At 42.3% G+C, this 13,896-nt stretch carries 8 protein-coding genes and 1 riboswitch; of the genes, 1 reads left to right on the forward strand and 7 read right to left on the reverse strand.

What is annotated here, in order from left to right:
• Positions 1 to 103: 103 nt before the first annotated feature.
• The 6 genes from NSU15_RS29825 to NSU15_RS29850 form a co-directional block, all read right to left on the reverse strand.
• On the reverse strand, positions 104 to 5,917 hold the full coding sequence (locus NSU15_RS29825) for an NPCBM/NEW2 domain-containing protein (RefSeq protein ID WP_339288567.1): 5,814 nt from the start codon (positions 5,915 to 5,917) through the stop codon (positions 104 to 106).
• 258 nt (positions 5,918 to 6,175) lie between these two features.
• A riboswitch (cyclic di-GMP riboswitch) is annotated at positions 6,176 to 6,262 on the reverse strand.
• Between the two features lie 157 nt (positions 6,263 to 6,419).
• Positions 6,420 to 6,992 carry a hypothetical protein gene (locus tag NSU15_RS29830; protein WP_339288568.1) on the reverse strand — a complete coding sequence of 191 codons (573 nt, stop codon included), beginning with the start codon at positions 6,990 to 6,992 and terminating at the stop codon, positions 6,420 to 6,422.
• Positions 6,993 to 7,101: 109 nt separating this feature from the next.
• Positions 7,102 to 8,085 carry an EAL domain-containing protein gene (locus NSU15_RS29835; protein ID WP_339288569.1) on the reverse strand — a complete coding sequence of 328 codons (984 nt, stop codon included), beginning with the start codon at positions 8,083 to 8,085 and terminating at the stop codon, positions 7,102 to 7,104.
• Between the two features lie 127 nt (positions 8,086 to 8,212).
• Complete coding sequence (locus NSU15_RS29840) at positions 8,213 to 9,202, reverse strand: sensor domain-containing diguanylate cyclase (protein ID WP_339288571.1); 990 nt, start codon at positions 9,200 to 9,202, stop codon at positions 8,213 to 8,215.
• Positions 9,203 to 9,242: 40 nt separating this feature from the next.
• Positions 9,243 to 10,037: an alpha/beta hydrolase gene (locus NSU15_RS29845; protein ID WP_339288572.1), complete on the reverse strand. Its 795-nt coding sequence runs from the start codon at positions 10,035 to 10,037 to the stop codon at positions 9,243 to 9,245.
• Between the two features lie 120 nt (positions 10,038 to 10,157).
• A complete protein-coding gene (locus NSU15_RS29850) occupies positions 10,158 to 10,919 on the reverse strand; it encodes an SDR family oxidoreductase (protein WP_339288574.1) in 762 nt (253 codons plus the stop codon).
• 266 nt (positions 10,920 to 11,185) lie between these two features.
• Here NSU15_RS29850 and NSU15_RS29855 point away from each other — a divergent pair, with 266 nt between their 5' ends.
• The gene (locus NSU15_RS29855; RefSeq protein ID WP_339288576.1) at positions 11,186 to 11,752 is read left to right on the forward strand and encodes a TetR/AcrR family transcriptional regulator; all 567 of its coding nucleotides are present in this window, start codon (positions 11,186 to 11,188) and stop codon (positions 11,750 to 11,752) included.
• A gap of 64 nt (positions 11,753 to 11,816) precedes the next feature.
• On the opposite strand, the gene NSU15_RS29860 is transcribed toward NSU15_RS29855, so the two are convergent.
• Positions 11,817 to 13,877 carry a carbohydrate-binding domain-containing protein gene (locus NSU15_RS29860; protein WP_339288578.1) on the reverse strand — a complete coding sequence of 687 codons (2,061 nt, stop codon included), beginning with the start codon at positions 13,875 to 13,877 and terminating at the stop codon, positions 11,817 to 11,819.
• Between the last annotated feature and the right edge of the window lie 19 nt (positions 13,878 to 13,896).

Below are 13,896 nucleotides of genomic sequence, written 5' to 3' on the forward strand. Positions count from 1 at the left end.
GAAGCTATAGCGTGAAACTTATACATTTTTATATCTCAATAAAAAACAGGCGAATCATGGTTGAACACACCACAATTCGCCTGTTTTCTTTTGCCTATGGGATTTATTTGTTATCAATAAAAGAAATCAATTGCACAAGATTACCTGCAACTTGGTAAGTTAACCCCAACATGTAAGTTCCCTTCTCCTCGTTCGATAGGTCTATAGTGAACACATCCGGATTAGCTGCCCATTCATTCACATCAAACATGATTTCTTTAAATGTTCCAGTGTTTCTGACACCAGCCGAACTAGGGATCACTTTGCTGCCATCGATCCCTTTCACCGGATTGATAAATTCAACTACAGGTCCCTTTAATTGTCCTACCTCTACCATTTGAGGATCGGCCAATAAGCTCGTAAGTTTAGTTAGTCCTTGTAGCGGGGAGAAATCAGTGATTTCATTTCCAGTGATATCTAGCGTCTCAAGATTCTTAGCATACTGTAGACCTTCCAAAGATCTGGCTCTTCTGGTTTCGCTGGTTAACGTCGTAAGGTTATACATGTCACCTAGCGTTAGGTCTCCAGATACGCCTAATGTGGTCTTGATCGAAGTACTTAGATAAGGATCTGCAATAGTAATGACTTGCGTAAGGTCTATTTCGGTCAGACCTTCTATTGCTAGTTGTAACGCCGCTACTGCTGCATCTACTTCACTTTGTGTGACAGCAGAATTAGCCAAAGCCACTTCTGCACCCGTGAGGCTGGCCGTAAATACCGCTATACTCTCAGCCGTGAAGCCATCTAGAGAGATTGCTTTAGCCGCTGCAATCGCTTGTTCCAGATCTCCAGTGAACAGGTGATCTCCATTCGCGAAATGTAGTTTGGTTCCCCCCCATGTGGCATGGTCAGATCCGTTTCCATTTCCGCCGTCCGTAACGACTAATTTCAGCTCCTTGGCTCCGTTAATATCCAACTCGATGAATTTCTGTGGATCTCTGGAGCCCATGACACCACTATCGAATTTCTTCTCTCCATCCACAAATACTTCAAAGCTCACCGAACCGACAGAACCGTACATTTGTCGATCTACACCCACATAGGAAGTGAAGTAGTCCGCGTTCTTATCGCTTAGATCGTATACAATCGTCGAGTTAGAGTGCGCTCCAATCCCTCTTTCGTAGGACACTATTTGATTGCCCTCGCCTGTTAATCTCAGTGCATTGGCACTAATTGATTTATCCTTCAAAGGTGCAGTATAGCTGTTCTGAGTAGAATTCCAATCATAATCCGTCAGATACGTAAAGTCCGTCATGTCTACTACGGCTATTGTTCTAGTCTTGGTAGTCGTATTTCCATCACTATCGGTTACTGTGTAAGTGATCGGATACTTTCCAGCTCTGCCCCATTTAACTTGATCTTCACCCGTAACCTTTACTTGAGCCGTCAAGTCACCATCTTCTGAATCCGTTGCCGAATAATCTGCACTTACTGCTATTTCCTGTCCTACTTTAGTGGATACAGATTTAGCTATGGTAAGCTCCGGCGTACTGTTCAGAATCATAAACTTCGCATCCGCGAAATCGCCGTGATCTGAAGCATTTCCGTTACCTGCATTATCTAACACCAATTTCAATTCACTTACACCCTTTACAGGGATTCGAGCTAATTTAGCTTCCGTGCCAAATTTCATCAGTCCGCTATTATACACTTCTACCCCATCAGCGAAGATTTTGAAGATCACACTAGAGTTGCTTTGCTCTGGGATATTTCGATCAACCCCTACATACGTTTCAAAATATTCGAAATTAGCACCCGCCAGATTATACACGATTTCAGAGTTAGCATGCGTTCCTAAGCCCTTCGCAAACTCTTTGGTTACACCATTTACAAGTAGCTTAATCGGGTTGTTAGTACTTGCCTTATCCTTACGAACTACATTATAATCCGTTCTTGCCGACTGCCAAGCTATATCACTCAGGTATTTATTAGCGCTGTACACAACAATTGTTCTAGTCTTTACAGCTGTATTCCCATCCCGATCTGTAACTGACAGTTCGACGTTGTAGGTGCCTGTTTTGCTTGAATTAAACCCGTTCGGTTTTACTTCAACCGCTCCAATCAAGTTACCATCTTCCGTATCAAAGGCAGTCACATCGGTCAAAACATCAAATTCACTGTTCAACTTCACGAAAGTTGTCTCTTCCGGCACTGTGATAATCGGTTTGCTTGAAGTATTCGTAAACTTTGCATCCGCCCATACCGTATGATCTGAAGCATTACCGTCTGTAGCATCTGTGGTAACCAGCTTCACTTCGCGCGCGCCTGTCACTGGTATTTTCACGAATCCATGCTCCGTTCCTGCCCGGAAAACATCGCTCGCGAATTTCTTCTCACCATCTACATACACCTCAAAGGTTGCAGAAGATGGCTTTCCTTTCATCGCTTGATCGATTCCGATATAGCTTTCAAAGAAGTCATATCCTTTGCCCTCAATATCATAAACAACTTCAGAGTTGGCATGAACACCAATTCCTTTGGCATAAGTCGCAGCTAGCCCTTGTCGAACAAGGGTGATGATTCCACCAGAAACGGCTTTATCTTTCTTTAATTCACCCCAACCAACAACGACTGATTTGGCATTAAGGTCCGAGATATAAGCATAGTCACTCGTTACCGTAACCTGTGTAGTTTTAGTTTCTGTAACCCCTTCGTTCTTAACTTCATATACAACTTCGTAGTCACCTTTTTGTGTTACATCAACGGTATTTGATTTCAGGGTGACATCAGCAGTAATATCGTTCCCTTGATAGTTAGCCGCTTTTACATAGTTCATCGGATCAAAGGCTTGATTAAGCTTTAATGTAATTTGATCTTCAACAGACAGGGCTGGCTTGAAGGCTTTAACCTGTACCGGTTTCATTGCGTTCAGCTTCTTATCATAACCCACGATCTTGTACGTATAATTGATGCTGCTATCTACGTTCGTGTCCACGAACTGGTCAGTCCCGGTAAAACCAACCAACACATCATTTCGATACACCTCATAACCTAAGAAATCTTTCTTCAGATCCTTATTCATACTAAAGCTTAATGTGTTCGATTTAGCTGTAGCGTTAGGTGTGATATTAACCTTTATGGCAACATTCTTATCTGCTATTCCTGTGCCCTCATAATGAACCACCGAGTTATTTAAATACCATAGCTTTTTCGGTGCTGGATATTTAGCCAGCTTCTCTTTCGTTTCTGGATTCACAGTGAAGCCATGTCTGGCAAAATAGCTGCTTAAATCCAGCCCCAGCACTTCGGAGGAGAACTCTACTAAATACTGTTGCTTGGAATTGTCACCGTTAGGAAGGGATACCTTTCGCTCGCGGTACAGCTTGGTCAGTTCGGTCCAGTAACCCGGGTGCGCCAATTCCAACTGCCAGTAGGCACCGAGCTGTGCAAATAAGCCCTGCTGATTCATAACCACTTTATTTTCTTCGAGGACATATTTATAAATATCACTCTCAAAAGGAATACGAGTATCAATAGAATCCGCATAGACTGACATCAACATAGACACCATATTATTTGTTACTTCACCATATTCCCGTTCACCCATAGCCAAGCGATGCCCAATTTCATGATTCAATCCCCAACCTGGATAGACTTTGTTAAAATCACCTAACATCGTCGCTACGGTCCCAATTTGTATCCCAGTATGATCTCCCGCGGCATACATCGCCCCATAAGGCTGCATCAATCGAATATTCTCACGAATTAGCTTGGCATCATGAATCTCGCTGCTGCCATCCAAGCCATAGAAGTCAAAGATCGTCTTCATCCAAGTATCATAGCCGGTTACGGTATTCAGTGGATTGTTTTCTTGTGTAATAAACTTGTTATACGCTTCTGTAGCCGTTCCTGTAAAAATAACATGATCGCTGACCATTTCTACTACATCAATAAGTTTGCGATCTTGAACATTCGGATGTGCTGCCTTATCTTCATCTAATTTTTGTTTGTAGGTGGTTAGGAAAGCTTTGAATTGTTCTGGATCTGTGGTCTTTGTCATCATAGGGATCTTCGTAAGCCCCTCGAACCGGATCAAAGGTGCTTTCCCTTGTTCCTCAGCTGTATATGGATTGACGATATACACTGTACCGCCCTTAGTCACATCATGTGCATAATAACTATTCGTCGCGAACTCAGGAACGGTTATAGTGTTTTTACCAGGACGTAATTGCACGCTTCTAGCCCAAACATTCCAAGCAGCCTCTTGTTGCGAAAATACTATTGCAGGCAATTTATCAGTAGAAGCTGCGTCTACATAAACATTGATCGTATCTCCAGGCATTGCAACGAGTCCCGTAGGTTGGTTGTTCGTACCGAAACCAATTCTCAGGTTTTGCTGTGCATGCTTTTTCATATCTCCACGCTGTTCAGCCTCAATAATGGTGCCTTCGGTTTGAACTTCACCATTTACTAGCTTCTTAGCCAAATCCAATGAGTCTTTAAGGATTGGATAGAGCGGATGTACTTTTGCCGATTCTTCTAATTCATTGATTGCATTGGCGCTATTATAAGCAGGAACAACCGCACTCATCGTTCCATCTGTGAAAATACCATTCACAGCTTCGCTTACTTTATCCTCTGTATAAAATCTAAATTCAGCCGCAAAAGGTCTGTTAATATTGGCTTTTGTGAACTTGAATTTCAATCTTTTAAACTTCGTAGGCTCGAATTTAAACTCCAGAAAGTCGTTCGTACTAGTCGCGGTTCCGCTAGATACGAGCTGAAAGGTCTCTCCCTTACTCGTCTCTGATGCATAGATTTCAAAAGCTTCTGGGAACCCTTTGCGATTATCTCTAGCCAAGAAAGCCACTCTGTCTAATACTTTGGCCTGTGCTAATTCAAACACGACTTCATTCGTGAAGCTGTCGTCATTATTTTTGTTCGTTTCCCAATGTGTATTAGGCAGATCATCGAGCATGTATTCCGGTTTCGTACCTGGGTAGCTTCCACCATTCACCGTTACTTTTGATACGTTTGCGTTTGGCATTCTATAAGCTTCGCTATAGGCATTTTCGTATGCTGTACCATAGCCTTTTAGCTTCGAAACCTTAGCCGCTGTTGCCTCTATTTGATGATTCTCCAGAAGTACTTTTGCATTCTCTATATCTGCTTGAAACTGCGCGTACAGTGGATGTGTCTGCACTTCTTGTTCTAAAGCCGTTAATTTCTCCATCGTATTAAATGCTGCGCTAACTTGACTCAAGGTATCATCTGTAAATAAATTTTTCATTTTAGTGGATACGGTATCTTCTTTGTAAAAAGAAAACTCAGCCGCACTCGCCCAATCTTGGTTAGCTTTTTTGAAGACAAATTTAAGTCTCTTGAAGGCTGTAGGTGCAAACTGAATCTCTACTACGTCACCTGCTCCGCCTTTATATTCTCCAGAGGATACTAGCGTATAATCGCCTGCATCCGTAGTTGAGCCATAAATATCAAATTCCTGAGCAAACCCCTTCCCCTTTGCACTGGATTGTCTTGCAGCGTATACGATTCTATTTAATTCAGTGGACTCATTGAAAACAAAGACAACCTCATTCGTAAACGTTGAACTATTCGGTTTGCCCGTTTCCCAATGCGTACTCATATCGCCATCCATAGCCTTAGCTATAGGTGAACCTGAGTAGTTACCACCGTTATTGGTAATGGATTTAATATTCGCAGGATTCATTCTAAAAACATCATTATAAGCGCCTAGGATAGCCTTGCCGTACAGATCAAACGGAATAACTGACGCATTGCTGAATAGGTCAGCCTTGCTTTGTACTACAGTGTTCACTACACTTACCTTGCTTACATCACTTGCTAAAGCATAACCTGCCTCACTCGAAAAACTAGCTAACATGGCTGCCGATGTAGCGATCGCAATCATTTTTTTCATCTTTTCTACCCCCCAGATGTAATATGAATCTCTTCTATGCCTAAAAATGGGCACAAAAAAAACTACCCCAAAAGAGTAGCTTGATTGCATATAAAGTTGCATAAAAATTAAGACTTAATTTTTATTAAACCTTAACAAGCATAAACGCCTTCGGCGTCCTTATAAGGACGGTAAGCGTTTAAGCGAGAAATATAAGATATTAAGTATAGGAGTATAACTTATACTTTCTTATATTTTAACAAAAAGCGTAATACACTCTTTGGCAGCTGGCTGACAATAGTTATGATAACCTTAGTCCCTATAGCTTTGCGTCCCTACATTTCCATAGGTTTGCCTATGAAGTTTCGAATACATTACAAAGAGTAACATAACGCTACATCTGATCGCATGATTAAATGGTATGAAATACGAATAGGTAATTGCAATTAGTTTTTCTGTTCTGATAGATATTTTTTATTAACTATCCCAGACTATGAATGATACTTTAGAACTGCTTAGCGGCTTAATCCCCTAGCCCAAACAAACGCCGGAACCAATTCCACACATCACCCGTGATCGGAATTAACCCGAAACCATGCTCTCCAACAGCGATTACACCATATGCCCATTGTCCAATAGCTATCGCACCTCCAGCGATTCGCCCTATGGCTATCGCCCCAAACGCCGTATCGCCTATGGCTATCGCTCCCAATGCTTTTTCGGCTATCGCGATCGCTCCCACAGCCACTCCTGCAATTGCAATTGCTCCCGCGGCAAAGCCAAGCCAACTAAGTGCTATCGCTCCGAGCGCTAACCACATCCCCAGTGATATAGCACCTACGGATAGTACACCGACGCTTATTGCACCTATGGATATCAAGCCTATAGCTACATCTCCAATAGCAATTAAACCAACAGCCGTCTTCACTTGTGGCTTGCTTCCGTGACCATACCCCTGACCTGAGTATCGACCTAAATTGCTGCGGATACTTACCACCGGAAATGATGGAGACGGCCATTGATAATCAATTTCCCGTCCACCTAACCCTCTAGATTCCGCCCAGCGCGTGATGTACTTATGCCATTTCATATCCATCCCGTCCCCCTTCTCAATTACCTTAATTATACAACCCCGGGGTTTGCCTGTACTCAGACTCTGACCTGAAATCCATCTCATCCTCTAGACGGAGATATCCTCATTAGGATCACTGTTTGGGAATAGGATCAGGCTTTCCAAATAAACATCCCTGAAACAACTGATAACCACTCTGCTTAAGCCATTCAAAGTCCTCTCTAAACTCCACACCTTCTGCTAAAGGAACGGATTGTATTTCTAAAGCTTTTTGTAAAAATTGTTTAGCTATTTTCTGTTTGTTCAGATCGCTGGACACACCCTGCACATATTTCATATCCAGCTTCATGTAATGGGGTTTAAGCTCCCATAACATCTCGATTGTGCTGAAGCCCTCGCCAACATCATCTAAAGCGTATTCAAATCCCCGATCCTTGTAATATGTCAAAATAGCTTTCAAATGAGCGAGATCATCCACTTTCTCCGTCTCAACAACTTCAAAGACAAAAAGAGACGGATCGACGCCTAATTGATTGGCCAGTTCAACGGTTGATCTTAAGCAGAATTCTGGAGCGTAGATCGACGTTGGGATAAAATTAATAAACGTTTTTTTATTTAAGGGTGCAGCATATTTTACAGCAGTCATTCTACATAACCGGTCTAAAGCATATAAACGCCCACGATTCCGTGCCGCCGCAAATATCTCATTAGGATAGATTAGGGACCCATCTTCTTTTTTAAATCTGGATAGGAGCTCGTATGCAAAAATCTCTTCCCGTACGTTCACAATCGGTTGGAAGTGACAAGTAACTAAGCCCTTAGTTATAACCTCATCAATCCACTTCATATCAAGTACAGTGGGTAATTCGGATAGAGGTCTCCATGTTTGGTCATCTATACGGAATTCAGCCTGCTCCGACTCCATATGGTCATTACAGAAATCTAGAAAATCCCGCACCCCAGCCTCCTTAATCGTAATCACATTTTCTTCTACCTTATGTATCGTATTACTTCTACTCAAGTGATGAATAACCTCAGGTAAAATCCTTAGATTAAGCTCACCATGAGCCTTGATTTCAAAATTCAGCTCTCTTACTACACAATGATTACAAGCCACGTATACAACTCCTCTGATAATATGTTCTATAAAAAAAGATCCTTATTCTTATCCATTCAATCAACTTCGGTATATTCGATTAGAGCAAAGAGGATGTATCGTTTATAAATAACAAAAAAGCCCCCTGTTAAAGAAGCTTTTCATTCAAATCTATGCTATGCGTGACTCGGTTTCTCCCCTGTTCTTTAGAGGTATAGAGCGCTTGATCAGCTTTTTGCAGTAGGGTGGTTTCTGAATCGGTGGGAATAAATGTAGCTACACCAATGCTCACCGTAATCTGGCCCATTTCCCAAGTTGAATACGCGATAGATTGCCGTAAATTCTCAGCTATGGTCTTTGACTCCGAGACATCTGTATTAGGTAAAAGAAGTACGAATTCTTCACCGCCATATCTAGCCGCAATATCCTCTTTACGAGATTGCACTTTCAAGATACTTGACAATTTCTCCAGCACATAATCACCTGTCTGATGCCCATAGGTATCGTTCACTTTTTTAAAATGATCAATATCTATAATACACAGCGAAAATGCGGCTTGAACTTGGCCATACCCTGCAATCTGCTCTTCCAGCTTCTCTTGAAGAAACCTTCTATTCTTCAGTCCAGTAAGCTTATCTGTATTAGATAGCTCTACCAAAACGGCATTCATCTCCAACAGCTCGGCCTGCTTCTGTTCAATTTCCAAATGAATTCGCTTGAGCTCGGCAAGCGCCTGATCCTTTTCCCAGTAAGCTACTTCTATTTGCTTCTTGGCAGACCGAAGCTCCAGCTCATAGTCAATGCGTTTTCCCATCTGTACCAAGATACAATCAATGATCTCTACGCCTTCACACTCAAACCGTCTGCCATTTAGTAAATATGGAATCGATTTCCCTTCACTGTCTTTCAAATTTATAAATAACTCTTCCACTTGTCCATTTAGATTAATAAAAGGATAGAAGTATGAATGAAAAATAAGCTTGTTTGCCGTAGACATGATAGATTCAAAATGCTTATGCACCAAATCAACCTGTTTATACCCCATACGGTCCAAGAAAGTCTGATTCACGTCCTTGATTATTCCTTCATGGGTAATAGAAACATAGCCACAAGGCGCATATCTTAATCGGTCATCCATGATCTAAATATCCTTTCAACACAGCATAATCTCGTCCAGCTTACGTAAGATATTCATTAATTAAAGTGATGGTCTCGTTAGGATGGCTAATATGCGGGTAATGACCTTTAGCCTCCATCAACCGGAAGGTACTATTATTCAAGTGTTTATGTAGATATTCTCCGGCCGCTATAGGTACGATACTGTCATCCGAGCATTGCAGAATAAGTGTAGGGATTGTAGCCTTAGGTAGATCTTTCCGATGATCCGAAAAGAACGTAACCTCTGCAAATTCTCTTGCGATCACAGGATCTGCCGAAATAAAGCTGCGTTCCAGCTCTTTCGTTAACATCGGGTCAGGGTTGTTCATGGCAAGAGGAGCCATAAAGCTAGCCCAGCCAGCGAAATTCATCTCCATCATCTCCAGAAGCTCAGTAATATCGCTCTTCTCGAAGCCTCCAAAATAAGTATCTCCCTCATTTAAATAACATGAAGAAGGACCAATCATAATCATTTTATCAAAATAATCCGGCCGCTCAATCGAAGCAAGCATCCCGATCATAGAGCTAATCGAATGACCTATAAAAATAATATCTTTAAGTTCCAACGTTTCGATGACATCCAATACATCCTGTACATAGCCGTGGAGCGTATGATATTTATCTGTTGTATATGCACTTAAATCTGAGTTACCCGAACCTACATAGTCAAATAGAACGATTCGATATTTCTTCTCAAAAGAAGGCGTAATAAACTGCCACATGCTCTGGTCACACCCAAATCCATGCGCAAAAAGGATGGTTCTTTCTCCTTCTCCAATCACTTTCACGTGATTCCGCGCCTTAACATCGTTCATTTCATATAACTCCCTCTATAGTTAGCATTCTCTCTATTTTGAAGGGTTAACCTGGAAATATCAAGAGCATAAAAAACTCCGCTAGAACAATCTCTAGCGGAGTTTTTATGGTCGATTAGTTTAGAATGCTGAAGTCCAACCCGCATCGGCAGCGATGATAGCTCCGTTTACAAAACTCGAGTCATCCGAAGCCAGGAATAACGCAACTTGTGCGATTTCTTCAGGTGAACCTACACGAGGAATTACAGCCTGTGTTAGTTGAGTGCGGCTCATGCCGAACTCATTCATATTTTTCATAGAAGCACTAATGTTAGTGGCAGTAGCTCCTGGTGCGATGGCATTACAACGAATGCCTTTGTTGGCGTACATAAAAGCTGTATTTTTCGTCAAGCCTACTACTGCATGTTTGGAGGCAGTATAAGTTGCTCCAGCATGAGCACCACTTACGCCACCGGTAGAAGCGGTATTCACAATAACGCCCTTTCCTTTTTCGAGGAAAATAGGTAGCGCTTTACGTGTGGACCGCATTACACTTTTAGTATTTATATCAAAAATAAGATCCCATCGTTCATCCGTAATATCACCAACAGGTTCGAATCCATCCATAATACCTGCATTATTCACTAGTATATCTAGCGTTCCATATTCATTTACTGCGGTATCAATCATGTTATTGATATCTTCGACTAGAGCAACATTTACTTTCAACGCCTTAGCTACTCCACCATTACTAACGATTCCTGCTGCGATTTGTTCTGCACCTTCGAGGTTAAGGTCGGCTACAATCACTTTTGCACCTTCTTTAGCGTACAACTCTGCGATCGATTTCCCCATACCTGATGCTGCTCCAGTAACAACTGCAACTCTGTCTTGAAGTTTCATGTTGGAAGTCTCCTTTACGTTTATCTATAATGTAAGTATCAATTTATAAAATCTCTAAATCACTTAAAATTTATTCTACTCAAGTTTAATCTTCTGCAATTTAACTATCAATATACAAATGAGACACCAAATGTTCATAAATATATATAACTTGGAATTGTGTTGAAATAGGAATAGAAAATAGACAGTTAGGTGGTCTTCTGTTGCTTAAAAATCGAAGAACAAGTAAATCGAGGAAAGAATTAAAAAATGCATCGATTTTACTCATGGAAAAAAAGAATTTCCGCACCATTACGATAACCGATATTGTTACCCTTGCCGATTTAAACCGTGGAACCTTCTATAAGCATTATCAAACCAAAGAAGAACTTCTGAATGAGCTGATTGATGATGTGCTGGAGGATTTAATTAAGGCTTATAAAGACCCCTATCTCCATACTGATAAATTCGTGGTGAGTGAGCTTACTACCTCTAGCATCAAAATTTTTGAGCATGTCGTTTCCTACTCTAATTTTTATACCATCATTGTAAATTCCAATGTTCTGCCTGGGTTTCAAAATAAGATTTGCGACATCTTAAAGGAGCTAACTAAGCAGGACTTAGTCGCGGTTAATAACACTAACAACAATATAAATATCGAATTATTTTCTAGTTATACGGCCTATGCTCTATTTGGATTAATCATGGAATGGGTAAAGGGAGGATTCAAATATACTGCGAACCATATGGCAGAGCAGCTGATTCAAATTCTGTCTTTTAATTCTCACAATGTGATCATAAAGACTTCAAATCAACCCATTAAGCAGAATTTCATCTCTATTAATAGCGACTAATTATCTGTACCACCAAAAAGCCACTCCAATGTGCTGGAGTGGCTTTTAATATGCAATTTATAGCTTATGGTCTCCTTTTTCCACCACCACCACCGCCACCTGGACCTGAATTGGTGTTCGCGGTGGTTACTCCGGATTCATTCAGCCAAGTTACACTACTTGTGATTTCAAACGATACTACTTTCGCTCCTCCAGTATATTCGCCATCCGTATACAATCCATTTGCTTCACTGCCAGACGAGGTGCCTCCCGAATAGAGGGTGTATGATCCACCGTCCTTCAAATCCGGTGAACTGATCACGAGCGACTGATAATCCTTTGATGGAGCAAAGGTCAGGATCGCGTTGCCTTCGCTATCCTTTAGTTGAACCACTGTTCCAGCCTTTTGAGTCTGAGGGAACGTCATGCTGACTGCATGTTGGCCGGAGGTGTCAGATGTTGCCTGAGCCATACCCGAGCTTCCCGCGGCTATTAGAGTTCCGCCACTCTGATCAAAGCTGCCATCGTAATCCAGAGAACCGTTACCACCATTGGTAGGTCCATTTACAATTACCGTACCACCTGACATCACGATAGAGCCATTCGAATCCAATCCGTCACCTGTAGCATCGACCGTTAATGTTCCTCCACTAATTGTGAGCACATTAGCTGCAGCATCGCTGAATTGATCCTGCTCCTGAGGGCCACCTCCTACAGTCGCTTCGTCATTACCTCCTGCTACATTCACTCCATCATCAGAAGAGACTACATTAGCTTCGCCTCCGGATATCGCGATGTTGGCTCCTTCAATGCCTTCATAGCTCTTCGTTATATCAATCTTTCCACCCGATATCGCCACCAAGGCATCGGCATGGATTCCATCATCACCAGATTGGATTTGGAGTTCTCCATCTGTTAAGGCAATGTTGCTGTTGCTGTGTACTGCATCATCCGCAGAATCGATCGTAAATGTTCCGTTGTTGATACTGATATCTCCTCCAGCCTTCAACCCTTTTGTACTTGCTGTTTCGGATTCTGCCGTTGTCGTTGTTGATGTAGTTGATGCTTCCTGTGTTGGTGTCTCCGGCATTATTTCTGGTTTTGTTGCTGGTGTCGATGTTTCTGAGGTTCCTGGTGCTTGGCCACCTGTTCCTTGACCCCGGTCACCTCTCATGCCCATGCCTGCCCCTTGATCACCAGTCTTCACTTCGCCATTCTCGCTGCCTCCGCCCGTAACCACGGTGTACGTTCCGCCATCGATTACAAGTGTAGTTTCCGCCTGAATTCCGTCATTGCCGGCCTTAATATCGAACGTTCCTGCTGCGATACCAATAAAGCCTTTATCCGTTTCGGTATCATTGGTCGATTTGATTCCATCGCCTTCTGCCGTTATGCTGATATTTCCGTCTTGCATAGCGACAAGATCTTTACCTACAATCCCGTCATCGGCAGCCTTAATTTCAATAGTGCCACCCATAATTTTCAGATCGCCCTTGCTCGTAATTCCGTCATTATAGTTAGCGGAAACAGACAGCTTCCCGGTACCATTAATCGTTAAATCCGCTTTACTGAAGATAGCCGCACTCGGTTCATCTGTGGTTTCATCGGCATACACATAAGTTGCTCCGTCAGATACGGAGTTCTCGGTCCCGTCTTCCAAGGTGATGATCACTTTGCCCGCTTCTTTAATATCAATTGCTGCACTATCGCTGTTCGTAATGTTCACACCGTTCAGTATAAAATGCACAGTTCCTTCATCCTGATTATTAACTACAATCTGCCCATCACTCAACTTACCTGAAAGCACATAGGTTCCTGCTGCAGTAATCGTCACTGACCCATCCTTGGATTCAGCTCCCGTACCATCGACAACAGCGCTCGTACCAGCTAGGGCAATATCCGTCGATTGGTCCGCCGTCCAACTTGTATTTGAATCGTCTTCATCGAACGTAACCAGATCGGATAATTTGACACTTGCCAGTTGTACTCCAGTAGCAGCTCCGTTCTGAGTTATCGTTGTTCCCGAGGCTGCTGCTGTACCCGCCGCTTCAGACTGTGTTGTTGTGGAATTGGTGCTGCAAGCCGACATAAGTAATGCACACAATAGCAAGATTCCTACTTTACTTCCGGTTATATATTTATCCATTTTTCATCCATCCTTTCGT

Source organism: Paenibacillus sp. FSL E2-0201 (assembly GCF_037963325.1).
Lineage (GTDB): Bacteria > Bacillota > Bacilli > Paenibacillales > Paenibacillaceae > Paenibacillus_AQ.

What these genes read in the sequence shown, in the direction of transcription:
- NSU15_RS29825 (WP_339288567.1), bottom strand. Translation starts at nt 5,917, where the DNA reads ATGAAAAAAATGATTGCGATCGCTACATCGGCAGCCATGTTAGCTAGT.
- NSU15_RS29830 (WP_339288568.1), bottom strand. Translation starts at nt 6,992, where the DNA reads ATGGATATGAAATGGCATAAGTACATCACGCGCTGGGCGGAATCTAGA.
- NSU15_RS29840 (WP_339288571.1), bottom strand. Translation starts at nt 9,202, where the DNA reads ATGGATGACCGATTAAGATATGCGCCTTGTGGCTATGTTTCTATTACC.
- NSU15_RS29845 (WP_339288572.1), bottom strand. Translation starts at nt 10,037, where the DNA reads ATGAACGATGTTAAGGCGCGGAATCACGTGAAAGTGATTGGAGAAGGA.
- NSU15_RS29850 (WP_339288574.1), bottom strand. Translation starts at nt 10,919, where the DNA reads ATGAAACTTCAAGACAGAGTTGCAGTTGTTACTGGAGCAGCATCAGGT.
- NSU15_RS29855 (WP_339288576.1), top strand. Translation starts at nt 11,186, where the DNA reads ATGGAAAAAAAGAATTTCCGCACCATTACGATAACCGATATTGTTACC.
- NSU15_RS29860 (WP_339288578.1), bottom strand. Translation starts at nt 13,877, where the DNA reads ATGGATAAATATATAACCGGAAGTAAAGTAGGAATCTTGCTATTGTGT.